Source organism: Ideonella dechloratans, from assembly GCF_021049305.1.
GTDB lineage: Bacteria > Pseudomonadota > Gammaproteobacteria > Burkholderiales > Burkholderiaceae_C > Ideonella > Ideonella dechloratans.
In genome coordinates this window covers 86,268-112,243 of record NZ_CP088081.1, presented here as the reverse complement: position 1 = coordinate 112,243, position 25,976 = coordinate 86,268, and the positions used below count along the sequence as shown (strand labels likewise).

31 protein-coding genes are annotated in these 25,976 nt (G+C 66.2%); 11 read left to right on the top strand and 20 right to left on the bottom strand.

The window, feature by feature from the left end; translation table 11 throughout:
* The first annotated feature begins 40 nt into the window (after window positions 1-40).
* Complete coding sequence (locus tag LRM40_RS00520) at window positions 41-916, top strand: pirin family protein (RefSeq protein ID WP_151122472.1); 876 nt, start codon at window positions 41-43, stop codon at window positions 914-916.
* Window positions 917-999: 83 nt separating this feature from the next.
* On the opposite strand, the gene LRM40_RS00515 is transcribed toward LRM40_RS00520, so the two are convergent.
* Entirely contained in the window at window positions 1,000-2,307 is a 1,308-nt protein-coding gene (locus LRM40_RS00515; protein WP_170288791.1) for a DUF4397 domain-containing protein, read from the bottom strand.
* A gap of 348 nt (window positions 2,308-2,655) precedes the next feature.
* Between LRM40_RS00515 and LRM40_RS00510 the strand changes: the two genes are divergently transcribed.
* Window positions 2,656-3,024, top strand: a complete 369-nt coding sequence (locus LRM40_RS00510) for a hypothetical protein (protein ID WP_151122470.1) — start codon at window positions 2,656-2,658, stop codon at window positions 3,022-3,024.
* A gap of 25 nt (window positions 3,025-3,049) precedes the next feature.
* On the opposite strand, the gene LRM40_RS00505 is transcribed toward LRM40_RS00510, so the two are convergent.
* From LRM40_RS00505 to LRM40_RS00490, 4 genes are all read right to left on the bottom strand, one after another.
* The gene (locus LRM40_RS00505) at window positions 3,050-5,143 is read right to left on the bottom strand and encodes a M13 family metallopeptidase (protein WP_231067647.1); all 2,094 of its coding nucleotides are present in this window, start codon (window positions 5,141-5,143) and stop codon (window positions 3,050-3,052) included.
* Between the two features lie 173 nt (window positions 5,144-5,316).
* Complete coding sequence (locus LRM40_RS00500) at window positions 5,317-6,591, bottom strand: class I SAM-dependent methyltransferase (RefSeq protein ID WP_151122468.1); 1,275 nt, start codon at window positions 6,589-6,591, stop codon at window positions 5,317-5,319.
* Between the two features lie 58 nt (window positions 6,592-6,649).
* Complete coding sequence (locus LRM40_RS00495; protein ID WP_211372929.1) at window positions 6,650-7,243, bottom strand: response regulator transcription factor; 594 nt, start codon at window positions 7,241-7,243, stop codon at window positions 6,650-6,652.
* Entirely contained in the window at window positions 7,224-9,260 is a 2,037-nt protein-coding gene (locus tag LRM40_RS00490) for a sensor histidine kinase (protein ID WP_151122466.1), read from the bottom strand. The genes LRM40_RS00495 and LRM40_RS00490 overlap by 20 nt, the downstream gene beginning before the upstream one ends.
* Before the next feature lie 197 nt (window positions 9,261-9,457).
* On the opposite strand from LRM40_RS00490, the gene LRM40_RS00485 reads away from it, so the two are divergent.
* The 4 genes from LRM40_RS00485 (at window position 9,458) to LRM40_RS00470 (ending at window position 13,700) form a co-directional block, all read left to right on the top strand.
* Complete coding sequence (locus LRM40_RS00485; protein ID WP_151122465.1) at window positions 9,458-10,480, top strand: DctP family TRAP transporter solute-binding subunit; 1,023 nt, start codon at window positions 9,458-9,460, stop codon at window positions 10,478-10,480.
* Between the two features lie 193 nt (window positions 10,481-10,673).
* Window positions 10,674-11,699: a TRAP transporter substrate-binding protein gene (locus LRM40_RS00480; RefSeq protein ID WP_151122464.1), complete on the top strand. Its 1,026-nt coding sequence runs from the start codon at window positions 10,674-10,676 to the stop codon at window positions 11,697-11,699.
* A gap of 89 nt (window positions 11,700-11,788) precedes the next feature.
* Window positions 11,789-12,394, top strand: coding sequence for a TRAP transporter small permease (locus tag LRM40_RS00475; RefSeq protein ID WP_211372928.1), 606 nt, complete (start codon window positions 11,789-11,791; stop codon window positions 12,392-12,394).
* 10 nt (window positions 12,395-12,404) lie between these two features.
* The gene (locus LRM40_RS00470) at window positions 12,405-13,700 is read left to right on the top strand and encodes a TRAP transporter large permease (RefSeq protein WP_151122462.1); all 1,296 of its coding nucleotides are present in this window, start codon (window positions 12,405-12,407) and stop codon (window positions 13,698-13,700) included.
* Between the two features lie 22 nt (window positions 13,701-13,722).
* On the opposite strand, the gene LRM40_RS00465 is transcribed toward LRM40_RS00470, so the two are convergent.
* Window positions 13,723-14,343, bottom strand: coding sequence for a GNAT family N-acetyltransferase (locus tag LRM40_RS00465; protein WP_151122461.1), 621 nt, complete (start codon window positions 14,341-14,343; stop codon window positions 13,723-13,725).
* A 9-nt stretch (window positions 14,344-14,352) separates the two neighbouring features.
* Complete coding sequence (locus LRM40_RS00460; protein ID WP_231067646.1) at window positions 14,353-14,943, bottom strand: GNAT family N-acetyltransferase; 591 nt, start codon at window positions 14,941-14,943, stop codon at window positions 14,353-14,355.
* An 84-nt stretch (window positions 14,944-15,027) separates the two neighbouring features.
* On the opposite strand from LRM40_RS00460, the gene LRM40_RS00455 reads away from it, so the two are divergent.
* A complete protein-coding gene (locus tag LRM40_RS00455; protein WP_151122460.1) occupies window positions 15,028-16,131 on the top strand; it encodes a proline iminopeptidase-family hydrolase in 1,104 nt (367 codons plus the stop codon).
* A gap of 24 nt (window positions 16,132-16,155) precedes the next feature.
* Here LRM40_RS00455 and LRM40_RS00450 read toward each other — a convergent pair whose 3' ends face one another.
* Together LRM40_RS00450 and LRM40_RS00445 are read right to left on the bottom strand one after the other, a co-directional pair.
* Window positions 16,156-16,542: a VOC family protein gene (locus LRM40_RS00450; protein ID WP_151122459.1), complete on the bottom strand. Its 387-nt coding sequence runs from the start codon at window positions 16,540-16,542 to the stop codon at window positions 16,156-16,158.
* A 45-nt stretch (window positions 16,543-16,587) separates the two neighbouring features.
* On the bottom strand, window positions 16,588-17,040 hold the full coding sequence (locus LRM40_RS00445; protein ID WP_151122458.1) for an SRPBCC domain-containing protein: 453 nt from the start codon (window positions 17,038-17,040) through the stop codon (window positions 16,588-16,590).
* A 107-nt stretch (window positions 17,041-17,147) separates the two neighbouring features.
* On the opposite strand from LRM40_RS00445, the gene LRM40_RS00440 reads away from it, so the two are divergent.
* Window positions 17,148-17,318, top strand: a complete 171-nt coding sequence (locus tag LRM40_RS00440; protein WP_170288790.1) for a hypothetical protein — start codon at window positions 17,148-17,150, stop codon at window positions 17,316-17,318.
* 33 nt (window positions 17,319-17,351) lie between these two features.
* Here LRM40_RS00440 and LRM40_RS00435 read toward each other — a convergent pair whose 3' ends face one another.
* The 4 genes from LRM40_RS00435 to LRM40_RS00420 all read right to left on the bottom strand — a co-directional run bounded on the left by LRM40_RS00435 (window position 17,352) and on the right by LRM40_RS00420 (window position 19,777).
* Entirely contained in the window at window positions 17,352-18,014 is a 663-nt protein-coding gene (locus LRM40_RS00435) for a dihydrofolate reductase family protein (protein WP_151122457.1), read from the bottom strand.
* 45 nt (window positions 18,015-18,059) lie between these two features.
* Window positions 18,060-18,434, bottom strand: a complete 375-nt coding sequence (locus LRM40_RS00430; protein WP_151122456.1) for a DUF1801 domain-containing protein — start codon at window positions 18,432-18,434, stop codon at window positions 18,060-18,062.
* Window positions 18,431-18,844, bottom strand: a complete 414-nt coding sequence (locus LRM40_RS00425; RefSeq protein ID WP_151122455.1) for an SRPBCC family protein — start codon at window positions 18,842-18,844, stop codon at window positions 18,431-18,433. The genes LRM40_RS00430 and LRM40_RS00425 overlap by 4 nt, the downstream gene beginning before the upstream one ends.
* 462 nt (window positions 18,845-19,306) lie before the next feature.
* A complete protein-coding gene (locus LRM40_RS00420) occupies window positions 19,307-19,777 on the bottom strand; it encodes a hypothetical protein (RefSeq protein ID WP_151122454.1) in 471 nt (156 codons plus the stop codon).
* A gap of 20 nt (window positions 19,778-19,797) precedes the next feature.
* Here LRM40_RS00420 and LRM40_RS00415 point away from each other — a divergent pair, with 20 nt between their 5' ends.
* Window positions 19,798-20,487: an IS110 family RNA-guided transposase gene (locus LRM40_RS00415; RefSeq protein ID WP_151122453.1), complete on the top strand. Its 690-nt coding sequence runs from the start codon at window positions 19,798-19,800 to the stop codon at window positions 20,485-20,487.
* A gap of 400 nt (window positions 20,488-20,887) precedes the next feature.
* On the opposite strand, the gene LRM40_RS00410 is transcribed toward LRM40_RS00415, so the two are convergent.
* The 7 genes from LRM40_RS00410 to LRM40_RS00380 all read right to left on the bottom strand — a co-directional run bounded on the left by LRM40_RS00410 (window position 20,888) and on the right by LRM40_RS00380 (window position 24,812).
* Complete coding sequence (locus LRM40_RS00410; RefSeq protein ID WP_151122452.1) at window positions 20,888-21,292, bottom strand: hypothetical protein; 405 nt, start codon at window positions 21,290-21,292, stop codon at window positions 20,888-20,890.
* 93 nt (window positions 21,293-21,385) lie between these two features.
* Window positions 21,386-22,162 carry an ATP-grasp domain-containing protein gene (locus LRM40_RS00405; RefSeq protein ID WP_151122451.1) on the bottom strand — a complete coding sequence of 259 codons (777 nt, stop codon included), beginning with the start codon at window positions 22,160-22,162 and terminating at the stop codon, window positions 21,386-21,388.
* 79 nt (window positions 22,163-22,241) lie between these two features.
* Complete coding sequence (locus LRM40_RS00400) at window positions 22,242-22,571, bottom strand: hypothetical protein (RefSeq protein WP_151122450.1); 330 nt, start codon at window positions 22,569-22,571, stop codon at window positions 22,242-22,244.
* Between the two features lie 447 nt (window positions 22,572-23,018).
* Window positions 23,019-23,342 carry a hypothetical protein gene (locus LRM40_RS00395; RefSeq protein WP_151122449.1) on the bottom strand — a complete coding sequence of 108 codons (324 nt, stop codon included), beginning with the start codon at window positions 23,340-23,342 and terminating at the stop codon, window positions 23,019-23,021.
* Window positions 23,343-23,362: 20 nt separating this feature from the next.
* The gene (locus LRM40_RS00390) at window positions 23,363-23,692 is read right to left on the bottom strand and encodes a hypothetical protein (protein ID WP_151122448.1); all 330 of its coding nucleotides are present in this window, start codon (window positions 23,690-23,692) and stop codon (window positions 23,363-23,365) included.
* A gap of 81 nt (window positions 23,693-23,773) precedes the next feature.
* Window positions 23,774-24,190, bottom strand: a complete 417-nt coding sequence (locus LRM40_RS00385) for an acyl carrier protein (protein WP_151122447.1) — start codon at window positions 24,188-24,190, stop codon at window positions 23,774-23,776.
* Between the two features lie 64 nt (window positions 24,191-24,254).
* On the bottom strand, window positions 24,255-24,812 hold the full coding sequence (locus LRM40_RS00380) for a chlorite dismutase family protein (RefSeq protein WP_151122446.1): 558 nt from the start codon (window positions 24,810-24,812) through the stop codon (window positions 24,255-24,257).
* A 292-nt stretch (window positions 24,813-25,104) separates the two neighbouring features.
* Between LRM40_RS00380 and LRM40_RS00375 the strand changes: the two genes are divergently transcribed.
* Together LRM40_RS00375 and vapC are read left to right on the top strand one after the other, a co-directional pair.
* Entirely contained in the window at window positions 25,105-25,299 is a 195-nt protein-coding gene (locus tag LRM40_RS00375) for a type II toxin-antitoxin system VapB family antitoxin (protein WP_151122445.1), read from the top strand.
* Window positions 25,296-25,697: a type II toxin-antitoxin system VapC family toxin gene (vapC, locus tag LRM40_RS00370; RefSeq protein ID WP_151122444.1), complete on the top strand. Its 402-nt coding sequence runs from the start codon at window positions 25,296-25,298 to the stop codon at window positions 25,695-25,697. The genes LRM40_RS00375 and vapC overlap by 4 nt, the downstream gene beginning before the upstream one ends.
* Window positions 25,698-25,976 lie beyond the last annotated feature (279 nt).

The window sequence follows — 25,976 nt, the reverse complement described above, 5'->3', positions numbered from 1 at the left end:
ATCGCCTTCCCGCAGAATCACCCTTCACCGGAGAGACACCATGAGCACCCCTGCCCTGCCCACCGTCCTGCAGCCCCGCGCCGTCGAGCGCCTGGTCACCGGCGTGGCCACCCAGGATGGCGCCGGCGTCAAGCTCACCCGCGTGCTCACGCACGAGTTGCAGCGCCGCCTGGACCCCTTCCTGATGCTGGATGCCTTCGGCTCGGACGAGGCCGACGACTACATCGCCGGCTTCCCCAACCACCCGCACCGCGGCTTCGAGACGGTGACCTACATGATCGCCGGGCGCATGCGCCACCGCGACTCGGCCGGCCACGAGGGCCTGCTGGAGAACGGCGGCGTGCAGTGGATGACCGCCGGCCGCGGCCTGATCCACAGCGAACTGCCGGAGCAGGAGGAGGGCCGCATGGAAGGCTTCCAGCTCTGGCTGAACCTGCCGGCGAAGGACAAGATGGTGGCGGCCTGGTACCGCGACATCCCCACGCAGGCCGTTCCCGAATGGCAGGGCGAAGGCGTGACCGCACGGGTGATCGCCGGCCGCACACAGGGCGTGACGGGGGCGATCGAGCGCGAGCACACCGAGCCGCTGTACCTGGACCTGCATCTCGCGCCGGGCGCCGCGTTCAGCCAGCCGCTGGACCCGGTGTTCAACGCCTTTGCCTACCCCTACCGGGGCCGCGTGGTGCTGGGCGCCGAGCCGCGCGAGGTGGCCGCCGGCCGCATGGCCCTCCTGGCCAACACCGCGGGCAGCGACGGCATCACCCTGCACAACCCGGGGCCGGAGGAAGCGCGGGTGCTGCTCATCGCCGGCCGGCCGCTGGGCGAGCCCATCGCCCAGTACGGCCCCTTCGTGATGAACACCCAGGAAGAGATCTTCCAGGCCGTGGCGGACTTCCGCGCCGGCAAGATGGGCTGAACACCACCGCCCGGGCATGAAAAAGGCCACCCTGGGGTGGCCTTTGTCCTGGCGCAGCCGCGGGGCCGGCGCCCCGCGCCGCATCACGCGCGGACGTTGCTGAAGTAGTAGGTCTGCAGCACGCCGTCGGTGCCCGCAGCCGACTTGTCCAGCAGGATCACGTCGTACACGCCCTGGGCCACCAGGGCCTGGTCAGACAGGGAGAAAATCTGACCGGCGTTCAGCGAGCTCACGGTGACCACCGAGGAGCTGTTGGCAGAGCGGTTGACGTAGCTGGATGCCGAGCGGTAGGCCTGGTTCGACACGATGTCGGTCAGGTCCACGGTCAGCGTCAGCGCGTCGGACGACAGCGCCTGCGAGGCGTGCATCAGGCGCATCTTGTACTTGGTGCTCGAGGTCGACAGGCGGTTGTCGTCGGTGATGACCACCGGCGTCGCGTCGGCCGCCGTCGCGCCCGACACCACCACGGTCACATCGGAGCCGGCCGTCGCCGCCCAGGTGGTGGACGGGGTGGCCACGCCATCCACGGTGGCCTGGATGGTCAGGGTGCCGGCGCTCACGTCCACCTGGGTGTAGCCGATGACCGCGGGCGAAGCGTTGCCGCTGGTCAGCGTGGTGTCGCCCACCGCGGCGGCCACGCGGGCGCCGCCCGGCATGGCGCAGACCAGGCGCACGCGGGCCATGGTGGTGTTCAGCGCGGTCACGTCGCCCTTCTGCTTCATCAGCAGGGCATTGACCAGCACGCCGCCGATGGTCGGGGTGACGATCAGGGTGTAGACGCCCTTGCTGCTGACGGTGACGTTGGAGACGTCCAGCAGCACGGTGGAGGTGTCACCCTGCGCGGTGATGCGCAGACGGTAGGTTCCGGAATCGACCGTGCCGAAGCTGGTGCTCTTGCCGCCACCCACATCGGACGCCACCGCGGTGGCGGAATCCAGGGAATCGGTCTCGGCGGTCAGGTAGACATCCACCGAACCCGCATCGGTCGAGGTGTTCAGCACCCGGAAGTACATCGAGCCGTCGGTGGCGTCGTCCTGGTTCTCGGTGACGATGACCGACTTCAGCGAACCGTTCCAGCCGTAGGCGATGATGGAATAGGTGGTGTCGGTGTCGTAGGTGCGGGACGTCGTGATCAGCTGGGTCGAGGAGCCGTTGACCGACAGCGCCGTGTCGAAGCTGCCCTTGTCGACCGACACATAGCCGCTGGCCGCGCCATAGGCGACATTGCTGACCTTCAGCTTGTCATCGATGTACAGGTCCAGGGCGCTGTAACCCGGGCTGGCGTTCACCAGCCGCACCTGGGCGCTGCCGCTGTTGTTGCCGCCGCATGCGGTCAGCACGCCACTCACCGGGAGGCCGGCCATCAGGCCAAGCAGGGTTCTTTTCTTCATTCGAAGGTCCAGTCTCTGACAGACAAATTGATTCAGGGGCTCGCTCGGGCGGGAGATTGTGAGGCGGCCTTCATTGCTGGCCTGTTGCCATCTGCTAGTCGCCGGTGAATCGGCCGCCCACCCAGGCCCGGCCCCACCTGTGCCGCACATGATAGTCGCAAGCCCGGACGCCCTTCCAGCGCGCCCCGGGGCCGCCGCCCTCCCGCACAGATCCGCAGGGCGAGGCAAAGTTCACGCCATCGCCCGCGGAGTTCGCGCCGGAGCCCTTCAGTTTCCGGCACAGTGTGGCCATGCCTTCGGGAGAAGGCCCGGCTTGTCGGCCGGACACCGCCGCACAGGAGCCTGACCATGCTGATCTCGCCCGTTCCCGCCACACCGGTCGCCCCGGTGCAATCCAGCCGTCCCAGCCCGGTGCCCGTGCAGGGCGTGGCCTCGGTCGAGCCCGTGTCGCCGGTGGCCGATGCCAACGAGCAGCTCAGCCGCGAGCTGGACGAGGCCCTGCATGCGATGGACAACCTGCGCAGCCAGCTGGCCGCCAGCCAGGCCCGCCTGAATGCCGCCTCGCGGTCGGTGGCCCAGCAGGCCCGGCAGGCCGCCCCCACCCCTGCGGATGGCGGTGACACCGATCTGGGCACGGGCAGCCGCCGCTACGTGGCACAGAACGCGCTGACCCAGGCCCGCCAGGCCCAGCACAGCGCGCTGTCGGTCAGCGCCTGAACCCGTCAGACGCCAACCGGTCGCATCACCAGATGCGGATGCGGTCCTGCGGCGCCTTGTACATCTTGTCGCCCGGCTTGACGCCGAAGGCCGCCTGGAAGCCGTCGTGGTTGATCACCGTGCCGTTGGCGCGGAATTCCGGCGGCGAGTGCGGGTCGGCGGTCAGCAGACGCAGCTGAAGCTCCTCGCGGTACTTGGAGCGCCAGGCGTGGGCAAAGCTGTAGAAGAAGCGTTGCTCGCCGGTCAGGCCGTTGATCACCGGAGGCGTGACGCCATTGAGTGAGAGCTTCCAGGCCTTGTAGGCGATCTGCAGGCCCGACAGGTCGGCGATGTTCTCGCCCAGCGTCAGCTGACCGTTGACCTTGTGGCCCGGCAGGGGCTCGTAGCCGGCGAACTGCGCGACCAGTTGCTTGCCCAGGGCGGCGAAGGCCTTGGCATCTTCCGGGGTCCACCAGTTGTCCAGCTTGCCGTCGCCGTCGTACTGCGCCCCCTGGTCATCGAAGCCGTGGCTGATCTCGTGGCCGATGATGGCGCCGATGGCGCCGTAGTTGGCCGCGTCGTCGGCGGCCATGTCGAAGAAGGGTGGCTCCAGGATGGCGGCCGGGAAGACGATCTCGTTCATCGACGGGTTGTAGTAGGCATTGACCGTCTGCGGCGACATCAGCCACTCGCTGCGGTCCACCGGCTGGCCCAGCTTGGCGGCCACGCGCTTGAACTCGAAGCGCCCGGCCCGCTCGGCATTGCCCACCGGGTCACCTTCCTTGACCACCAGGCCGCTGTAGTCGCGCCACTTGTCCGGGTAGCCGATCTTGGTGGTGTACTTGGACAGCTTCTCGCGGGCCTTGACCTTGGTGGCCGGACTCATCCAGGTCAGTCCGTCGATGGACTCGCCGTAGGCCTTGAGCAGATTGGCCACCAGCCCCTGCATGCGGGTCTTGTGATCGGCCGGGAAGTAGCGCGCCACGTACTGCTGGCCCACCGCCTCGCCCAGCGCGCCGTCCAGGGCGTCGATGCCCTGCTGCCAGCGCGGCGTGGGCTTCTCGCTGCCGGACAGGGCCTTGCCCCGGAAGGCAAAGCGCGCGTCGCGCCAGGGCTTGGACAGCAGGTTGGCATGGGCGTCCATCACCCGGGCCCGGAAGTAGAGCTTCCAGGTGGCCACCGGCACCTCCTGCACCGCCTTGGCCACGGCCTGGGCGTAGTCGGGCTGGGAGACATTGAGTCGGGCCAGCGACGGCATCTCGGCGGCGCTGAAGAAGGCCGACCAGTCCATGCCGGGCGCCTTGGCGGCCAGCTGGGCCCGGGTCATCGGGTTCCAGGTCTTCTGGGCGTCGCGGTTGGCCACCTCGGTCCACTGGGCCTTGGCCAGACGGGTCTCGAACATCAGCACGTCCCGCGCCGAGCGGGCGGCGTGCTTGCGGTCACCGTCCAGGCGGAACAGGGTCTGCAGGTAGGCCAGGTAGGCCGCGCGGGCCTTGGCCATGCGCGGGTCCTTGGACAGGTAGTACTCGCGGTTGGGCAGACCCAGACCCCCCTGCCAGGTCAGCGGCAGGTTCATCGTCGGGGCCTTCTGATCGGGTTGCACGTCCAGCGCCAGCGGCAGCGAGAGCACGCCCTGCATCTGGCCCAGGTAGCGGGTCACGTCGGCAGGCTTGCGCAGCGCCTGCACCTGGCTCAGCAGGGGCTGCAGGGGCGCCTTGCCGGCCTTGTCCATGGCCGCCTCGTCGGTGAAGGCCCGGAAGTAGGCGGCAATCTTCTGCTCGTTGCTGCCGTCCTTGTAGTGGCCCTTGGAGAGCTCCTCCACCAGGGTGTGCACCCGCTCGTCGGCCCGGTCGGACATGATCGAGAAGTTGCCATAGGCCGCCTTGTCGGCGGGGATGGGCGTGTCCTTCATCCAGCCACCGTTGGCGGCACGGAAGAGGTCGTCCTGCGGGCGCACCGACAGGTCTTCGCCACTGCGATCGAAGGTGAAGGCCGCGGACGCGGCGGGGGCGGCGGCCACCGCCGCGGCGGGCGCGGCGGCCGTGGGTGCCGACGCGGCCTGCGTCGGGTTGGGCGTGGTGCAGGCGGGCAGCGTGCACAGGGCCAGCACGGCCAGGGAAAGGGAAGACAGCTTCAGCACAGGGATCGCATCCTGAACGGGTCGGTTCCAGAAGACCCGGCCCACGCTCATGACGCGGCCCGCCGGGTCGGCGAGCCGGTCAGACTAACACGCCCCCGCGGAGTTCAATCTCCGTGACTTCCGCCCTAGGGGGAGCCTGACGGGAGGCCGCCCGGCACCCCGTCCGGGACCGGTCAGGCGGCCGCGGTGTCGGCCTGCAACAGGCTCTCCAGGCAGTGCTCCCGGATGCCGTAGAAGGCCTTGATCTCCGCGATCTGCCCCAGCACCTGGGCCCGCCGGGCCTCGTCCACCCGCGCGCCGGCCGGCCGCCGCACCGCCAGGATCATCTTGTTCTTGCTGGTGTGCTCCAGGGCGACAAACTCGAACACCTGGGCGTCGTAGCCGTTGGCCTCCAGCAGCAGCGCGCGCAGGCTGTCGGTCACCATCTCGGCCTGCTGGCCCAGGTGCACGCCGTGCTGCAGCATGGGCTTGAGCAGCGGCGGCAGCTGCATCTGCGGGCGGATCTGCTTGTGGCAGCAGGGCGCGGTCAGGATGATGGACGCGCCGGCGCGGATGCCGGTGTGCAGCGCGAAGTCGGTGGCCGTGTCGCAGGCGTGCAGCGCCACCATCACGTCCAGGTGTTCGGGCACATGGCTGCGCACATCGCCGCAGACGAAGGACAGACCGTCCATGTGCCGGCGCAGCGCCGCGGCGTTGCACAGGTTCACCAGGTCCTCGCGCAGCTCCACCCCGGTCACCGCAGCCTGCCAGCCGCGGGCATGGCTCAGGTGGTGATGCATCGCGAAGGTCAGGTAGCCCTTGCCGGAGCCGAAGTCCACCACGCTCACGCGCCCGTCGCGCGGCTGCAGCCTGGCCGCTTCCAGGGCGTGGTCCAGCACCTCGACGAACTTGTTGATCTGCTTCCACTTGCGCGCCATCGCCGGCACCAGGCGGTGCTGCGCGTCGGTCACGCCCAGGTCTTCCAGGAAGGGCAGGTCCAGGCTCAGGAAGCGGTGCTTCTCGCGGTCGTGGCCGGTGGCCGCGGCCTTCTCCGCACCGGGTTGCTGCAGGGCCTTGCGCGTGACGCCGATGCGCCCGCGCTTGCTGACCATCAGCTGCCACTCCTCGGTGGTGGTGAACAGGTGGGCGTGGCTGAACTCGGTGCCCAGCATGGCCTGCACGGCGGCCAGGCCCTCGGCCAGCGGCGGGTTCTTGGTGATGTCGCGGGTGGCGTGGTGGTACAGCAGGCTCAGGCAAGGCTGGCCACGCAGCACCAGTGGCCGGGCCGTCAGCCGCACCAGGTCCGAGCCGCTGCGCCGCGGCTTGCCCAGCACCAGCTTGACGCAGCGCTGCTCGGCCAGGCTGGCCGAGAGGGCGTCGAAGAAGCGGTCACGCCGGGCCAGTTCGGCCAGGGCGTCGGGGGCATCGGACAGGGGGGTGGCGGTGTCGTCCGCAGCATCGGTGCTCATGCCCCGATTGTCCGTCACCGCCCCATCACCACGCCATCACCACCCCATCACCGCGTCCTCAGCGGATCTGGGCCAGCAAGGTGGCCACCTCGGCAGCCGAGCGCACGCCCAGCTTGGAGAAGACCTTGGCCCGGTGCACCTCCACCGTCCGCACCGAGATGTGCAGCTCGTCGGCGATGACCTTGTTGAGCTTGCCCGCAGCCACGCGCTGCATCACCTCGCGTTCACGCTCGGACAGGCTGGCCAGGCGGGCCGCCGCCTCGTCGCCGGCGGCCTGGTCGGCGTGCTGCGCCGCCTCCACCGCCAGCGCCTTCTGCACCCGCTCCACCAGCGCGTCGTCGCTGAAGGGCTTCTCCACGAAGTCGAAGGCGCCCTTCTTCAGCGCCTCCACCGCCATCGGAATGTCGCCATGCCCGGTCAGGAAGATCACCGGCGCCCGGAAGCCCTGGGCCATCAGTTCGTCGTGCAGCTGCAGGCCCGACATGGGCTCCATGCGCACGTCCAGCAGCACGCAGCCGCGCAGCGGGCCCGCCGCCAAGGCGGACAGGAAGCTCGGTGCGTCAGGATAGGCGGCCGTGCTCAGGCCGTGCGACTGCAGCAGAAAGCCCAGTGCGTCACGCACCGCGGCCTCGTCATCGACCAGGTGCACCATCGGTCTCGTCATCGGGATCCTCTTCACCGTCAAGGTCCGCGTCCGCCCGCCAGACCGGCAGCGAACAGGAAAAACGCGCGCCGCCCAGCGGGCTCACCCCGGCATCGAAGGCACCGTGGTGCACCTCGATGACCGAGCGGCAGATGGCCAGGCCCATGCCCATGCCCTCGGGCTTGGTCGAGTAGAAGGGCGTGGTCAGCTGCTCGGCCGTGCGGCCGGCCAGGCCGGGGCCGCTGTCGTCCACGTCCAGCCGCACGAAGCCGCTGCCGGTGTCATGGGCCGAGACCCGGATCTGGCGAGGCTGGCCCTCGGGCTGCTGCACCAGCTCGTCGGCGGCATTGCGCAGCAGGTTGATCAGCACCTGCTCGATCAGCACCGGGTCGGCCTGCACCAGCGGCAGGTCCGGCGGCAGGTCCAGCACCACCTGGATCTTCTGCCGCTGCAGGTCGCGCTGCAGCAGGCCGGCGGCCTGGCGCACCGTCTCGGCCAGCACCGCCGGTTCGCGCCGGGGCGCGCGGCGGGTCAGGAACTCGCGGATGCGGCGCACGATGCGCCCGGCCTCGGCCGCCTGCTCGCCCTGGCGGCGCAGTGCCTGCAGCACCATCGTGTCCTCGCAGCCGGCCTGCTCCAGCCGGCGCAGCACGCCCGCGTTGTAGCCGGCCACCGCGGTGAGCGGCTGGTTGAGCTGGTGCGCCAGGGCCGAGGCCACCTCGCCCAGCGTGGTCAGCCGGGCCTGGTGGGCCAGGGCCTCGGCCTGGTGGCGCTCGCGCTCCTCCAGGCGCTTGCGCTGGGTGATGTCGATGATCGAGCCCATCCAGCCGATCTGCTGGCCGCGGGCGTCCACCAGCGGCGACTCGAACACCATCACCTCGATGGGGTGGCCGTCGGCATGGCGCCACTGGGCCTCGTAGCCCTCGCGCGGGGCCAGGCCGGCCAGGCCGCGCCGGCTGCGCTGCATGGCCTCGCCGGCCGATTCCGGCGGCCAGTAGGGCATGGGCGGCTTCAGGCCGATCAGCTGCTCCGCCGGCCGGCCCACCAGCTCGCAGAAGGTGCGGTTCACGTACAGCAGCCGGCCCTCGGCATCGCGCGCACGCAGGCCCACCAGGGCCGAATCCTCCATGGCACTGCGCCAGGCCACCTCGGTGCGCCAGGCGGCCTCGGCGGCGCTGACCTGGCGCATCTGCCGGCGCAGCAGCACGGTGGCGCTGCCCACCAGCAGCAGAAAGCCCCCCACCAGCACCAGGGGCAGGCCATCCCACCACGGAGCGGGCACCTCGCGCTCGGTCAGCTGCAGGTAGACGCCCGGCATGCCGCCGCCCACCAGCACGCGGTAGCTGTCGCGGGTGCCGGGCCCGGGCTGGGCGGCCACCGGGCCGTCGGCCGAGGCGATGATCTGCTCGCTGCCGTCCACCAGCTGCACCTCGTAGCGCCGGGTCAGCCACCAGGGGGTGTCGCGCTTGAGCAGGGTGGACGGCGAGAAGCGCACCACCACCTTCTCGCCCGCCACGTCGAAGCGGTTGGTCTCGGGCACGGCGTCGGCCATCTCCGGGTCCACCGGGGCCACCAGGTGGGCGCTCAGGCCATCGCGCTCGTCCGAGGCGGCCGGCAGCAGCGGCGCCTCCTGCGGCGGCAGGTGGGCGATGATGCGGTTGTCCGCGTCCAGCCAGGTCACGCTCAGCCACAGGCCGCGAAAGCCTTCCTCCACCTCGGGGCTGGTGGCCAGGGTCTGGCGGTTGTGGGGCGCGCGGCGCAGCTGGGCCGCCAGGCTGCGCAGGTGCAGCGCCTCCAGGTCCAGCCGGGCCCGCAGCTGGGCCTCGGCGCTCAGCGCGTCGGAGATCATCGTGCGGTGAGCCTCGTCGCGCTCCTGGCGGTCGGTGCGGTGGGCCCACAGCACCACCCCGCCGACGAACAGCAGCGACAGCAGCAGCGGCCAGGCCCACAGCCCGCGCCGCAGCGCCGCGGGCAAGCCCTGTGCCGGCAGCGGCTGGGGCGAGAGAACAGGGCCGGCATGCTTCATGGGCGCCGAGTCTAGCCAGTGGCGGCCGGCGTGGCGGGCCCACATCGCGGCGACATGCCGGGTAAACCCGCAGTTTCACCCGCTCGCCCTGCGCAAATGTGGAAGTCCACAGTGTCGGCCCGGGGCGGTGGGCCCGGACACTCGGGCGCCTGGCGCCGGGGCCCTCCCGGCGGCCCCTGTCCACCCATCCCACCGCCATGTCCTCGATCACCCGCCGCACCGCACTGGCCGCCGGGGCCAGCCTGCTCGCGCCCGCCTGGGCCCAGACCGCATCGCCCACCCCGGCCAAGCCGCTGGTCATCAAGTTCAGCCATGTGGTGGCGCCCGAAACCCCCAAGGGCAAGGGCGCGCTGCGCTTCAAGGAGCTGATGGAAATCCGCAGCGGCGGCCGCGTCAAGGTGGAGGTCTATCCCAACAGCACGCTGTTCAAGGACAAGGACGAGATCGCCGCCCTCAAACGCGGCGAGGTGCAGCTGCTCGCGCCCTCGCTGTCCAAGCTGCGGCCCTTGGGGGTCAAGGAGTTCGAGGTCTTCGACCTGCCCTTCCTGTTCAAGAACCGCAACGCCTTCACCGACACCGCCCAGAGCTACGGCCGCACCCTGTTCACCAAGCTCGAACCCAGCGGCGTGCGGGGCCTGGCCTTCTGGGACAACGGCTTCCTGCTGATGAGCGCCAACCGCCGGCTGCGCGATGTGGACGACTTCAAGGGACTGAAGATGCGCATCCAGCCCTCGGCCGTGGCCGAAGCCGAGATGCACGCCCTGGGCGCCGAGCCGCGGGTGATGAACTTCTCCGAACTCTTCACCGGCCTGCAGGCCGGCAGCGTGGACGGCACCGAAGGCACGGCCTCCAACTTCCTGACCCAGCGCCTGCCCGAGGTGCAGAAGCACCTCACCCTGTCCAACCACGGCTACCTGGCTTACGCCCTGCTGGTCAACCGCGCCTTCCACGACAGCCTGCCGGCGGACCTGCGTGCCGTGTTCGACAGCGCCGTCGCGGACGCCACGCAGTACGCCAACGCCATCGCCAACACCGAGAACGCCTGGGCCCTGGGCAAGATCAAGACCAGCGCGCGGGTGGCCCTCTACGCGCCGCTGGCCGCCGAACTGGACGAATGGCGCCGGGCCCTGATGGGCGTGCATCAGGACGTGGCGACCCGGGTGGGCGCGGCCGCGCTGCAGGCCGCCTACCAGGCCGCCGGCTTCGTCCCGCCGCGCTGAAGCGTCCCCGCAGGGGCCGGGAAGCGGCCGGCATCGCCAGCCAACCCAGGGATAACCCTCAACAACGGCCCCGAACGGGCCCGAATGTGGAAACCCACAGTTTCAAGCGGCCGGCCGCCCCCGCCACACTCCGCAGCAAGCGCCGCATGGCCTCCATGTCACGCGCTGTCCAACACATCCACGGAGACAGACCATGACCCAGATCACCCGCCGCCAGGCCCTGGCCACCACCGCCGCGCTGGCCGCTGGCGCCACGCTGCTGCCCACCGCCCAGGCCCAGTCGCCCATCGTCATCAAGTTCAGCCATGTGGTGGCCACCGACACCCCCAAGGGCAAGGCCGCCGAGTTCTTCGCCAAGCGCGCGGCCGAGCTGACCAAGGGCAAGGTCAAGGTCGAGGTCTATCCCAACAGCCAGCTCTACAAGGACAAGGAAGAGATGGAAGCCCTGCAGCTGGGCTCCGTCCAGATGCTGGCGCCCTCGCTGTCCAAGTTCGCGCCGCTGGGCGTGAAGGAATTCGAGGCCTTCGACCTGCCCTTCATCTTCGACGACTACAACGACCTGCACGCCGTCACCCAGGGCCCGGTGGGCGCCAAGCTGCTCAAGAAGCTGGAAAGCCGCGGCATCACCGGCCTGGCCTACTGGGACAACGGCTTCAAGGTCATGTCGGCCAACAAGCCGCTGAAGTCCGTCGAGGACTACAAGGGCCTGAAGATGCGCATCCAGTCCTCCAAGGTGCTGGACGCGCAAATGCGCGCCATCGGCGCTCTGCCCCAGGTGCTGGCCTTCTCCGAAACCTACCAGGCCCTGCAGACCGGCGTGGTCGACGGCACCGAGAACCCGCCGTCCAACCTCTACACCCAGAAGATGTACGAGGTGCAGAAGCACGTCAGCGTGACCAACCACGGCTACCTGGGCTACGCCGTCGTCGTGAACAAGAAGTTCTGGGACGGCCTGCCCGCCGACATCCGCAACCAGCTGACCCAGGCCATGGCCGACGCCACCAAGGTGGCCAACGAGGACGCACTCAAGGACAACCAGGACGCGCTGGCCAAGGTCAAGGCCTCGGGCAAGAGCACCGTCTACGAGCCCAGCAAGGGCGAGCGCTTCCTGCTGAAGAAGGCCATGTTCCCGGTGCACAAGCAGATGTCCTCGCGCATCGGCGAAGAGACCATCAAGGACATCTACAAGGCCACCAACTTCGATCCCGCCAAGATGTGATCGCGGTGGCCTGACCGCCTCCCGGGCCCACGCTGGACGTGGGCCTTTTTACGCCCCTGCCCACCCCTGCCCCAGGAGAGCCCACCATGTTGAAATGGCTCGATCACCTTGAGGAATGGCTGATTGCGACCTTCATGGGCGCCGCCACCCTCATCACCTTCATCGCCGTGGTCCACCGCTATCTGGTGGGTTTCGAATCCCCGCTGCAGAACTGGCTGCTGGGCCTGAACTTCGCCTGGGCGCAGGAAGCCACCATCTACCTCTTCGTCTGGATGGCGAAGTTCGGCGCCGCCTACGGCGTGCGCACCGGCATCCACGTGGGGGTGGACGTGGTGATCAACCGCCTGCAGCCCCAGCACCGCCGCAAGGTCGTGCTGTTCGGCCTGCTGGCCGGCGCCTTCTTCACCGGCGCCATCGCCACCATGGGCGCGCGCTTCGTGTGGGAAAACGGCGCCCACTACGCCTTCGCCAGCTGGGTGGGCATGGACGTCTCCGAGATGATCGAAGGCCCCACCACGCCCGACCTGGAATGGCCCACCTGGATCATCTATTGCGCCATCCCCCTGGGCTCCTCGCTGATGTGCTTCCGCTTCCTGCAGGTGGCATGGAGCTTCGTGCGCACCGGTGAGCTGCCGCACCACGACCACGGCCATGTGGACGGCCTGGACGAAGAAACCGAGCCCACCAAGGCCTGAGGGACCCACCATGAGCGGCATCATCATCTTTTCCCTGCTGCTGGTCCTGATGCTGACCGGCATGCCCATCTCCATCGCGCTGGGCCTCACCGTCCTCACCTTCATCTTCGGGTTCACGCAAGTGCCCGTGGAGTCGGTGGCGCTCAAGCTGTTCACCGGCATCGAGAAGTTCGAGATCATGGCGATCCCGTTCTTCATCCTCGCCGGCAACTTCCTCACCCACGGCGGGGTGGCGCGAAGAATGATCAACTTCGCCACCAGCATGGTGGGCCACTGGCACGGCGGCCTGGGCCTGGCCGGCGTGCTGGCCTGCGCCCTGTTCGCCGCGGTGTCGGGCTCCTCGCCCGCCACGGTGGTGGCCATCGGCTCCATCCTGCTGCCGGCCATGACCAAGGCCGGCTTTCCCAAGCAGTTCGGCGCCGGCATCATCACCACCTCGGGCGCGCTGGGCATCCTGATCCCGCCATCCATCGTGATGGTGATGTACTCGGTCTCCACCAACACCTCGGTGGGCGCCCTGTTCATGGCCGGCGTCATCCCCGGCCTGCTGCTGGCCTTCCTGCTGGGCCTGACCGCCTGGTGGCGCGCCCGCAAGTTCGGCTACCCGCGCATGAAGAAGGCCACCCTGGCCCAACGCTGGAAGGCCTTCCGCGAATCGGTCTGGGGCCTGCTGCTGATCGTCATCGTGATGGGCGGCATCTACACCGGCCTGTTCACCCCGACCGAAGCCGCGGCCATGAGCGCCGTCTACGCCTTCTTCATCGCCGTGTTCGTCTACAAGGACATGGGCCTGAAGGACGTGCCGCGCGTGCTGCTGGGCTCGGCCAACATGAGCGCCATGCTGCTGTACATCATCACCAACGCGGTGCTGTTCAGCTTCGTGCTGGCCAACGAGAACATCCCGCAGCAACTGGCCGACTGGCTGGTGGGCATGGGCCTGGGCCCGATCGCCTTTCTGCTGGTGGTCAACGTGCTGCTGCTGGTGGCCGGCAACTTCATGGAGCCCTCGTCCATCGTGCTGATCATGGCGCCCATCCTGTTCCCGGTGGCCATCAAGCTGGGCATCAACCCGGTTCACTTCGGCATCCTGATCGTGGTGAACATGGAAGTGGGCATGTGCCATCCGCCGGTGGGCCTGAACCTGTACGTGGCCTCGGGCATCACCAAGATGGGCATCACCGAGCTGACCGTGGCCGTCTGGCCCTGGCTGCTGACCATGCTGGGCTTCCTGGTGCTGGTGACCTACTGGCCCACGCTGTCCCTGTTCCTGCCCCACGCCCTGGGCATGTCCACCGGCGCCGGCTGACGCCGGCCCCGGCCGGGGGGGATCAGGGCAGATCCGTCTCCGGCCGGTCGCGCGGCACCTGGGCCAGGTAGGCCGCCACCGGCCGGCCGGCCAGCGGCTTGACCATCACGCGCAGCGTGTTCACCCGGTCGCTGGCCAGGATGTGCTCGCGCAGACGCACCTGCTCGAAGCCGCGCCGCCACCAGAAGTGCTCGGCCCGGGTGTTGCCCACCACCACGCCCAGGCGCATCCACTGCGCACCCTCGCGCACCGCCCAGGCCTCCAGCGCCTGGTACAGCGCCCGCGCCAGGCCGTGGCCGTGCAGGCCGGTGGCCAGCAGGAACAGCGCCACATGCCACACCCCGGGCGCCATCAGGTCCACCACCACGATGCTCACGCCCACCAGGGTGCCGTCGTGGCGGAACAGGCCCAGGCATTCCTGGGCGCGGTAGGGCATGTCCGGCGGTGGCCGGTCGTCAAAGGCCTCCTGGGCCTCGTGCGGGCGCGGGCCGTGGCCGGTCACCGTCTCGAAGTACAGCGGGTTGGCCTCGTACAAGGCCTGCAACAGGGGCACCTCGTCGGCCCGCAGCGGGCGGGCATGGTGCCCCATGGCCTGGAAGCGCCAGCCCGGCGCCAGGCCCGTCTGGGAATCGGGCGCATGCATGCCGTGATGCTACGCCCGCTCCCCCGCCAGCTGCCCGTACAGGCAGGTGTTGCGCAGGCCCCCGTCGGGCCCGCGCCGGTCGTGGCGCAGCGTGCCTTCCAGCGTGAAGCCCGCACGCAGCGCCACCCCGCGTGAACCGTGGTTCTCCTGGTCGGCCACCAGGTCCACCCGCGCCACCTGCAGGTGCTCGAAGGCAAAGGCCGTGACGGCGCGCACCGCCTCGGTCATCAGGCCATGGCCGGTGCGGCTGCTGCGGCACCAGTAGCCCACCTCGATCTTGGGCACCGCCCAGTCCGGTCGGTGCAGGCCCGCCACCCCCACGAAGGCCCCGCTGGCCCGGTCCAGCAGCAGGAAGGGGAAATCCTTGCGCGCCGCGGCGTTGGCGTGGCCATTGCGGCAGAACAGCTCCGAAGCCTGCTCCGACGGCTCCTCGGCCACCCAGGGAATGGCGCCCAGGAAACGGCGCAGATCGGTGATGGACTCGGCCACCGCAACATGCACCATCGCCCCGTCGCCCGCGCATGGCAGGCGCAGCAGCAGACGCTCGGTCTGGAGCGTGTCGGGAAAGTCCAGCAGCAAGGGAAAGCGGATCGCGTTCATCGGCCCAATGTAGCGGAGCCGCGGCTGGGCTAGCATCGTCCGCACCCCAACCTCCACGACGCCACGCGCCGCCGAAGACCCACCATGTCCTCCCTGCCGCTGCCCGCCTCGTCCGCACCCGACACCGCCGGTGCGCCCCAACCCACCGACCCCACCCGCCGCCTGTGCCTGGGTGCGCTGGCCGCCTCCGCCGCCACCGCCGCCCTGGCCGTGGCACCTTCTGCCCAGGCTGCCCAGGCTGCCAAGCCGGCAACGCCAGCCGCCCCGGCCATCCAGACCGGCGGCGTGCAGATGGTGCCCATCCAGACGCCCAAGGGGCGCTTCCGGGTGTGGACCAAGCGGGTGGGCCACCACCCGCGCATCCGCCTGCTGCTGCTGCACGGCGGCCCCGGCGCCACGCACGAGTACTTCGAAGCCTTCGAGAGCTTCCTGCCGCAGGCCGGCATCGAGTTCATCTACTACGACCAGCTCGGCTCGGCCTACAGCGACCAGCCCGACGACCCGTCCCTGGTGGAACTGCCGCGCTATGTGGACGAGGTGGAGCAGGTGCGCCAGGCCCTCGGCCTGGGGCCCAAGGACTTCTACCTGCTGGGTCATTCCTGGGGCGGCATCCTGGCGCTGGAATATGCGCTGGCCCACCCGCAGCAGCTCAAGGGCCTGGTCATCTCCAACATGGTGGCCAGCATCCCCGAGTACAACCGCTATGCCCACGAGGTGCTGATGCCGGCCATGGACCCGGCCGCGCTGAAGCAGATCCTGGCGCTGGAGCAGGCCGGCCGGTTCGAGGACCCGCAGTACGAAGCCCTGCTGATGCAGCACTACTACGTGCAGCATGTGCTGCGCCTGCCGGCAGACCAGTGGCCCGAGCCGGTGCTGCGCAGCTTCTCGCACCTCAACCGCAAGATCTACGTGCCCATGCAGGGCCCCAGCGAGATGGGCGCCAGCGGCAAGCTCGAACGCTGGGACCGCATCGCCGACCTGCCCAAGATCCAGGTGCCCACGCTGGCCATTGGCGCGCAGCACGACACCATGGAGCCCGCGCAGATGCGCCTGATCGCCCAGCGCGTGCGGCGTGGCCGCTACCTGCACTGCCCGCAAGGCGCGCACATGGCCATGTACGACGACCAGGCCACCTACATGGCCGGTCTGATCCGCTTCCTGAAGGACGTGGACGCCGGCCGGGCCTGACGCAGGCCCTTCCCGCAGGGCCCCTCAAGACCCTGCGGGCGGCTCCCACAACTCCACCTTGTGGCCTTCCGGGTCGATCACCCAGCCGAACTTGCCGTACTCGGAATCGTCGGCTTTCTCCAGCACCTGACAGCCCTCCTCGCGCAGGGCCTGCAGCAGCGCATCCAGATCGGCCACCCGGTAGTTCACCATGAAGGGGGCCGTGCCCGGCGCAAACTGCTCACTGCCCTGCGGCCCGATGGACCAGGCCGTGGTGCCGGCCACCGGCTGCCCGGCCGCATCCGTCCAATCAAACGCCGCGCCGCCCCAGGGCTGCACGTCAATGCCCAGATGGCGCTGGTACCAGGCGCGCAAGGCCACCGGGTCCTTGGCCTGGAAGAAGATGCCCCCGATGCCCGTCACACGCTTCATCTCATCCTCCTGCATGAACACACATGCCGCAGCCACGGCAACGCATCACACCGCGTCGGCCTCGCCCCGCAGCACTTCGGCCGTCAAACGCGCCAGATTCTGCGCATTGGCCACCGCCACAAACTCGGCCAGACGCTGGTAGTCCGCCACGCTGTCAAAGCTCTGGCGCCACCGCACCTGGGTACCCTGGTCCTGCGGCAGCAGTTCGAGAGTCAGCAGGAAGTGCGGCACATGCAGATGCTCGATCTCGAACAGCTGGTCGGGCACGATGCGCGTGAAGCGGCTTTCGTTCGGGTAGTCCGTGCCATCGGGCCCATGCATGGTCAGCAGCCAGCTGCCGCCGGGCTCGAAGTCGTAGCGGTGAATGGTGTTGGTGAAGCCCGCCGGCCCCCACCACCGTGCCACGCGGTCCGGGTCCTGCATCGCGGCAAAGACCTGGGCCGGACTGGCCGGGATGAAGTGGCTGCGGGCGTCAGACCGACTGTCGATGGGTTCCATGTTGTCTCTCTCCGATATCAGCGAATCCAAAGAAAACTCCGCGCGCCGCTAAGCCAGCGTTCATCTTTCGGGCCGAAGCTGTGCACACCGAACCCAAGGAGCTTCGCATGAACGCCGACCTGAAGAACTTTGCCCTGGCCTGGACGCGCATCGCCCTGATGGCCCTGGTGCCCGTGGTGCTCACCACCTTCGTGTCGCTGCCCCAGGCACTGGGCCACCACCCCGGCGAACCCTGCGTGGCCACGGCCTGCGCCGAACTGCCGCAGCACATGAGCTGAGCCCCTGCGCCACCAGGTTCAGCTTGCCTGGCTTCAGGCACGCGCCGGTCCCTGGCGCTGCAGCACAACGTGGGTGGCCTTGTCGGACGCCGCCGAAGCCACGCAGCGGTAGCCCAGCGCCCGCAGGTCCAGGCCAGCCCACAGGGGCTCTCCCCGGCCCAGCAGCACCGGCGAGATGGCGAGGTGCAGTTCGTCGATCAGCCCCTCGCACAGGTACTGCCGCACCGTGGCCGGCCCACCGCCGATGCGCACATCCTGCCCGCCGGCCGCGGCACGCGCCCGGTCCAGGGCCTCGTGGATGCCTCCGGTGACGAAGTGGAAGGTGGTGCCACCCGCCATTTCAATGGAGGCTCGGGCATGGTGGGTCAGCACGAAGACGGGCACATGGTAGGGCGGGCTGTCGCCCCACCAGCCCTTCCACCGATCATCCGGCCAGGGGCCCCGCACCGGGCCGAACATGTTGCGTCCCAGAATCCAGGCGCCCACATTGCGAAAGCCACGGGCGGCAAAGTCGTCGTCCACCCCGGTGCTGCCCCCTTCCTGGCCGAACAGGGCCCGCTGGAAGGTGCGCGTGGGAATGAGCCAGTCGTGCAGCTCCGTGCCACCCACGCCCAAGGGGTTCGCCAGGTCCTGATCCGGCCCGGCGCCATAGCCGTCGAGCGACAGGGTGAAGCCTTCAACGCGAACGCGTGTCATCGTCTGTCTCCGTTGCATGGCCGGCCTCGCCGCGGCCGGCGCCCTTCACTTGACGCGGCCTGCCCGGTTGAAGGCCACCGCCGCCTGCACCAGCGCGGTCAGCGCATCTTCGTCCACCACGGCCTCTTCCGCAAAGTCCACCGCCCGGCGGACCTTGCCGTCCAGGCTGGCATTGAAGACCCGCGCCGGGTCCGGCAGCGCGGCGCCGTGGGCAAAGGTCAGCTTCACCGCCTTCTTGTAGCTCTCGCCCGTGCACACGATGCCCTGGCAGGACCACACCGGCGTGTTCCATTTCCATTCCTCGACGATGCCCGCATCGGCCGCCAGGATCACGCCTCTCAAACGGGCCAACAGGGCACCGCGCCAGTCGCCCAGGGACTGGATGCGCGCATCGATGAGTTCCGCCGGGAGCGCGCTCATGCGCCCAGCTTGCCCCGCACATGGCGGGCAAAGTTGTCCAGAATGGCCTGCCAGCCGGCCCGCTGCTGTTCCTCGGAATGCGTGGACTCGGCCTCAAAGGTTTCCCGCACCGTCACGCCCTCCGGCCCGGGCAGAAACTCCACGCGCAGCGTGCGGTCGCCAAATGCGCATTCGATGAGCCGGTGCTCCACCACCTGCGTGTAGGTGCCCGCAAAGTCGAAGCCCATGCTGCCGTCCTTGGCCTCCATCCGCGAGGAGAAGGTGCCCCCCACGCGCAAGTCCACGGAAGCCGCGGTCGTATGCCAATCGTCCGACGCCGCATTCCACTGCTGGATGTCCGCGGGCGTCGTCCAGGTCTGCCAGACCAGTGCGACCGGTGCGGCGATCGTCGTCTCCACCGTGATGTTCATGTCCTTTGTCTCCAGGTTGGGTGAGGCAGGGTTCACGGCTCAGGCACGCTCCAAGGGCTGCCAAAGGCCATGCTCATTTCCACCTTGCAGGTAGATGGCAAAGCGCCCGTATCCGGGAATGGGCGTGGGCGGGACCGCCATCGTGCCATCTGAATGCTCAAGGGCGGCGAAACAGTTGCCGGCTAACGAATGGGTCGCTCGCGTGCGTCCTTCATCAGGATCCGTGGCATGAACCGCCACATGAATGACCGTTTGTAGTTTGGCCAGTCCGCACCTTGTTGTTCCCATCGCCTGATCGAAGCTCGGTTGGAATCAGATGCCCACAAAAAGACAGACCCGCTGTGCGGGTCTAGGGATTCGTTTGGCTTGACGGACGGGGAAGCCCTTGTAGTTGACGTTCAGCGGACCAGCCAGCGTAGCTGGCGCAGGTCCGCTGCAATGCCAGGTTAGCCAGCTTCATGGTCAGCAACTCCCGTGAGTACCGCTGAACCAGCCCAGGGACAAGTTGCTGACCTGCCAATCGTGCTGACGCGCTGGCATAGACAGTGCTGAAGTCACTACTGCCCAACCCGCATTGCCAAACACTAGGTAGGTGTTGGTTCCGCAACTGAGCCCGCCGGTCACAAGCTTCTGACGACTACCGATGAGGATCACTGCTGCGAGCTTTCCGACCGACGCGGCGACGTCTGGGGACTGTGCAATTGCCGCTTTGGAGATTGGGTGAGACGTCGAAATCAGTGAAAACGCGAACAGATACGAGGCCGCCAATGCCACAACTGCGGCGATGGCGAGGAGCGCCTTCTTCGAGCGCGACATAGAGGGGCGAGTCTGGCGCATGCTGGCTAACGAATGAAAGGGACTTCCCCGTCCCGAGCGAGCCGCGAAGCGGCAAACGGCAACGAGTGCCACGATGGGGTTGCGAATCTCATCCATTCACTCCGAAGGGGAAGCCCATGGCCATCGTATGCGTTGGAATCGACCTCGCCAAGAACGTGTTTGCCGTGCATGGCATCAACGAAGCCGGACGTCCTGAACTGGTACGACCGGCGGTGCCGCGCGACAAGCTGCTGGCCCTGGTCTCGGCCCTGCCGCCCTGCGTGATCGGCATGGAAGCCTGCTCCGGCGCCCACCACTGGGCCCGGCAGTTCATCGCCCTGGGCCACACCGTGCGCCTGATCGCCCCCAAGTTCGTCACCCCGTACCGCATGAGCGGCAAGCGCGGCAAGAACGACGCGGCCGATGCCGCCGCCATCTGCGAAGCCGTGCAGCGCCCGCACATGCGCTTCGTGCCGCTCAAGAGCGTGGAGCAGCAGAACCGGCTGATGGTGCACCGGGCCCGGCAGGCCTATGTCGAGCAGCGCACCGGCCACCTCAACCGCATCCGCGGCCTGCTCAGCGAGGTGACCTGGCTCGACGAGCGCACCACCAAGGCCGGCGACGCCTACCTGCGCACGCTGTTCATCCTGGGCGCGCGGGCCGTGCTGGCGGCTGCGCCGAAGAAGAACGACCCGATCAGCCGCTGGGTGGTGGCCCTGGCCGAGCGACGCGGCTACTGGAAAGCCGTGGTGGCCATGGCGGCCAAGAACGCCCGCATGGCTTGGGCGGTATTGCGCAAGGGCGAGGCCTTTGCGCTGCCGGCCTGACGCCCTCCATTTGAACCCGCCTGCCAACCAGTCAGGAGAACAGGAATCCACCGCCGCGTGACGGCAAGCGTTGATGACAACAGGTTTGGACCTGCGCGAGCAGTGACCGATTAACTCAAGGGCGGCGAAACAGTTGCCGGCTAACGAATGGGTCGCTCGCGTGCGTCCTTCATCAGGGTCCGTGGCATGCACCGCCACATGAATGACCGCTTGTAGTTTGGCCAGTCCGCACCTTGTTGTTCCCATCGCCTGATCGAAGCTCGGTTGGTATCAGAAGCCCACAAAAAGACAGACCCGCTGTGCGGGTCTAGGGATTCGTTTGGCTTGACGGACGGGGAAGCCCTTGTACGTCAAAGCTCAGCGGGCGGCGAAGCCGTCCGCTGGAGCGAAAGGTTCAACATCATGGGCGGCTTCCTCGTGCATGCTGGGCGGCGCCGAAAAGCTCGCCCAACGTGAGGTGCTCATGCCAAACCGTGGCGAAGCCAATGAGGTAGCGGCGCTCCACCTGCTTGGCGAATGACTCGACCTCCAGCGAGTCGGGCGTCCACCGATTTGGATACAGCGTCCGGTAGATTGCGAGAATCGAATCGTCCGGCGCAAAGTTCAATCGCGACGAAGATCGAAAGGCAAATGCCGCCACGAAGACTTCGAGAAAGTCGCGCACGTCCTCCTTGGGTACCCCGGGAAACGCCTTCCGCCACGCAGCACCTTGGCACGGGCGTGCGCGATATGGCAACGGGGGCTGCGGACCGAGACGCCATTCGCGATACCAAGAACGCAGGCGATGCAGAGCGCCGATCTTCATGCTGTTGAACGTGCTTGCTCAGGGGCGACCGGAGGCCGAAGGCCGAAGGGAACCGAGAAGCGCAGCTTCTCGGGCGTCCCCTGGAGCGCCGGGTTAGCCACGGAATATCTCCAGAAAAAGTCCAGCGGGCCACTGCTTACGGTCGGAGACCTGACCGTCTCCAAGTTCGATGAGGCGCGGCGTGCCATCGGAGGAAAGCACAACATCAACGGAAAAGAACGGACTGTCGATTCGCGGCGCGATGGTTTTAACAATCTTGGGCACGACGCCACTACGAGCATACGGCTTGCCCCGAAACACAAAGTAGCGATCTTCGGTGTCGGGAGTCAACTGTTCAAATTGCCTGATGCAGACACCACCCTCCACTTGGCCCCGGAATTTCTCGATTAGTGAGACGATCTCTTCGATTTCTCCAACCGAGTTCGCAATCGAGCCCCGGTTTGTGGTCAGCGACTTCACATAGTCTTTGACGAAGAAGGCCGGCCAATGGCGATTTGCAACGGCCGCCGTATAGTCTGCGCCCTTCTCAACAAAGATGGTTTCCGGAGTGAGATCTCTGCAGAGTGGGTACCACTCCGGGAGGTAATGGCAGAGGCGATACTGTGCAAGGGAAGTAACCGCGCGAGCGCCTTTACGCTCAATTGCCTCAAGCAATTCAGCGTATCCGCTCGGGGTTAGCATCCATCCGCGATACAGAATCTCTTCCCGTTCAGCGAAAAGCGGACGCGGTTTGAATTCGCCGGACTCGAAATCCTCAGCCGAGTAGAGCGAGCACGCCATGCCGGCAGCTTGAGCGGCGAAGAACTCCTCAGCGTAGGTGTCATCGGGCTCCTTCTTGTTGAAGGGATCACAAGGGTAGAGAAGGCGCATGGCTTAAGTGGCTAACGTTCGCGGTAAGCGGACGAGCCAGCGAAGCCGGCGAAGGTCCGCTTGACCAAAGGGTTAAAGCTCATCGCCGAGCCCTCGGTACATCGATTGGGCCACCGCGGCCGGTGATGTACTGGGCATAGTTGGCGAAATGCCTCCTGCGCCCTAGAAAGTGTGGATAGTGATCGAAGTGCCATCGGCAGGCTTCTATGAATTCAGCCTGTGGCCGCTCAAGTTCGATGCACAGCTTCTCGAACTCGTTCAGATCGGCCATCAGCTCTGCGCACTGTTTGGAACTTGCACCATCAGCCCCAAACAGAACCCCCGCTGGCAGCTCATGCACGACATACTCCAAGTCATAGAGCAACTTCTCGTATCGGGCCTTGAGTTCCTTCGAGGTGGTCGTATCCATGAGCTTTAACGTTCGCGCTCAGCGGGCGGCAAAGCCGTCCGCTGGAGCAATGGGTTGGGCCTCATCGACCGGCTCCATTGGGAAGAACACATGCCCCTTGTTGGGCGCGAGGAGCCACTGGAGAAATGATGAGGAGCTTGACTCAGACACTGCGAGCGAGAGTTGCTCCGCCGTTGGTTGGTCAGCGCAATCGCCGCGCGTCCAAACATCCCGCACGTTCCGCAGTGCCTTAGCCTCGGCGGCTTTCAAATCGCCAGCCCATACGACTCGGGAAGTAAAGAAGCCAACGATCGGAGGCTGATCCTCCTCCCCCGTTATGCAGAGGTTCGTACCTTCGATGAGCACATGGAAGAACGGCATAGGCGGGTGGCAGCGTTTATGAAGCCCAACGTCTGCGCTCAGCGGGCGGCGAAGCCGTCCGCTGCAGCAAAGGGTTGGGGCGAATGCTCACTCGCGCCCTCGCATATTGATCACCTTTAACAATCGCGTGACGGTGAGGATGCGTTTACAAACGCCTAGATTGCCGTATTTTCCTTCAGGCCCAAGTGTGCCCTCGACCACCACACGAGAAGTGCCCCAACGATCAGCGCGCTCTGCAGGCGCCATGTCGCCCTTGATGCACCACTGCTCATTCTTGCCGTCAGGTGTCAGGTACGCAAATTCAAAGTTATAGAAATAGTCACCGCTGTACGCGACCTGGTCATTGGCTGCGGCGGTTGCTGCTACAGCAAGAAGCAAAGCGGGTAAGGGGAATGTTCGGATGGCCGTCAAGGTGCGCTCCAACGCCGGAATTAACCCGCGGACCCGCCGGAGGCGGGTTCGTCGGGTTGAATGCCCGGTTGGATGGCACTAGCGCGGGCGAGTTGGCGTTTGCGCCTGAACTCTTTGACCTGCTCTTTTAAACCCATGACCTCTGCCGCCTTCTTCAAGAGATGCCAGTAGTCCGCGTTTACTTCGCAGTGTTTTCCGTAGTCAGCGAGTGCGTCGAGTGCAAGGCCGAGTTCGTTGCGAACAATGAATTCTTTGTGCTCAGTGAAACCTGTTGAGCCTTCGATCTTCGAGGCCGCCTCCAATATCAACTTTTCCGTAACCGCTCGCTGCTTCTGTAGGCGCTCATCCATGTTGTGCCGTCCAACGTTTTAATTCAGCGGACGGTGAAATGCGCAGCATTTTGCAGGTCCGCTGGAATGATTGGTTCGGCGTCATGCGGGCAGCGTCTTTCCGTGCACGAAAGTGATGATGTCGTGGACAGTTTTGGTGTCTTCCGCCTCCTTGTCCGATATCGCAATTCTGAAGCGCTTTTCAAGTGCTTCGACAAGGGCAACGTCAACCATTGAGTCGCTTTCCAAGAGGAACCTCAAGTTACGCGAGAAGTCATCACAGGGGATCATCCTGGAAACATCAACTTGGAGTTCGTCTGCAAGGACTTGCCGTACTCCGGTTACTATCTCACGCGATATGCCGGAGTCTTGATAAAACGCTGCATAGAAGTCGTCATCCGATAGCGACTCTCTACCGCGAAACGTTTTTTCGAACTCCCTATCCACTCGTCGCTTCTCAAAGAAGAACCAGACCCCAACAGTAAGTGCGAGAACGGCAATACCGAGTGCAGTATTCATGACGCCGAACGCCAAGGTTAACCGGCAAAAATGCGGAGCATTTTTGTCCGCGTTGAACCGTTAGTTAGGCCGCGCTGTTAACGAGGCGGATGTCAACCTCATGGTCAACGTACTTCCATTCCTCGGAGGCGCGAAGCTCTACAAGTAGCTCTTCAAATGCACTCTCATGGTCGGGTCGGTACTCGAACCAAGTCAGAAAATCAAAGGCCTCGGGCTCTGCCAGATCGCGGCAGTGGTGTAGGCGACGGGCAATAGGGGGCAGATATCTCATTCCGATACGCATGTGCTGGGACCTTTCTTCGAAGATCGTACGGCGCTCGTCCTGGGTCAAGGCCCACCATGCAGTTGTCTTCCGGATGGGAATGAGCGCAGCATACGTTGCCTCGGGCCTGCCTAGACCTTCCTGTTTGGAGACAAGTTCTTGCTTCTCGGTACGCACGACGTACCGATCATTGCTTGTGATTCCACGTAGCGCCCAACCTCCCGCGGGAGCCGACTCGATCGCATTAATCACCTCGATGAAGGATACCGGCGGCAGTGCTTGGCCTATGAACGGCAGTTGCGACCGAACGCGCCACTTACCAGAGGAGCCGCCAACGAATGTGAAGATGCGATTTGTCATGTCTAGATGGTGGAGTTGCGAGGCCTAACGCAATTTAGACGTCATTGCAGACGACCTATCCGGTTGTAACCGTCTTGAATGACGGATAACCTGGGAGAGACTTCATGTCGTAAGTGCTTGATAGGCAAGCAGAATTTGGCTTTTCGCACTGTTCCCTCCCAGGTTATGCGTCAGTTGTTACACATGAGGCTACCTGACCTGCCTTTGCCCGTCAACTATGGCTTCTTGGCTGGCTTGCACTCTGCAGTGCTGGCGGCTATGATGTGTATGAATTAAACGAGTAGTACACATCATGCGCACGAACATTGTGATTGACGACAAGCTCATGGCAGATGCCATGCGCCTTACGGGTTTGAAGACAAAGAAGGAGGCTGTGGAGCTTGGCCTTCGAACCTTGTTGCGCTTGCGCCAGCAAGAGGAGATCAGGCGCTTCCGTGGCAAGCTTGATTGGCAGGGTGACCTGAACGCGATGAGGGCAGACAAGTGATTCTTGTTGATTCAAGCGTTTGGATTGACTACTTTCGAGGGACGGTCACCCCCGAGGCCGAGCGCCTTGACCAGTTGCTTAGTAGCGAGCCACTGTGTGTTGGCGACTTGGTGCTTGCCGAGGTGCTGCAAGGCTTCAACACAGACAAGGAGTTCAACCAGGCGCGCAAGTTGCTGACCTCATTGGATGTCGTGGGCCTTGGTGGTCAGGAGATTGCCATTCAGGCCGCGCGCAATTTCAGGACGTTGCGCCAGATGGGCATTACTGTTCGAAAGACCATTGATACGCTGATTGCGACGGCATGCATTGAGCACGACTTCGCTCTGCTATTCAGTGATCGGGACTTTGAGCCATTCGTTGAGCACCTTGGCCTGCGATCAGCTTTGTCGCCGGACTGACTTGCGCGATCACCGGTGGTGATTTTCGAAAAGCCTAACTAGTTATCGACCCCACTTTGCGCCACCAACAACCTGGATGCTCCCGAACATTCCAAGAGGGAGGTCTCGCAAGTGACTGAGCCGACTGAGATTTTTGACAATTCAGGCCAGCTTATCACTTCGTAACAGAGCGACAAAGGGCTCGTTGTAACAGGCGGGGGCCAGATTCCCCCGAATGGGGGATGTCAGCGGGAGAATATCAAAATACTGTATGAACATACAGTCTCCGATGGCATCTTC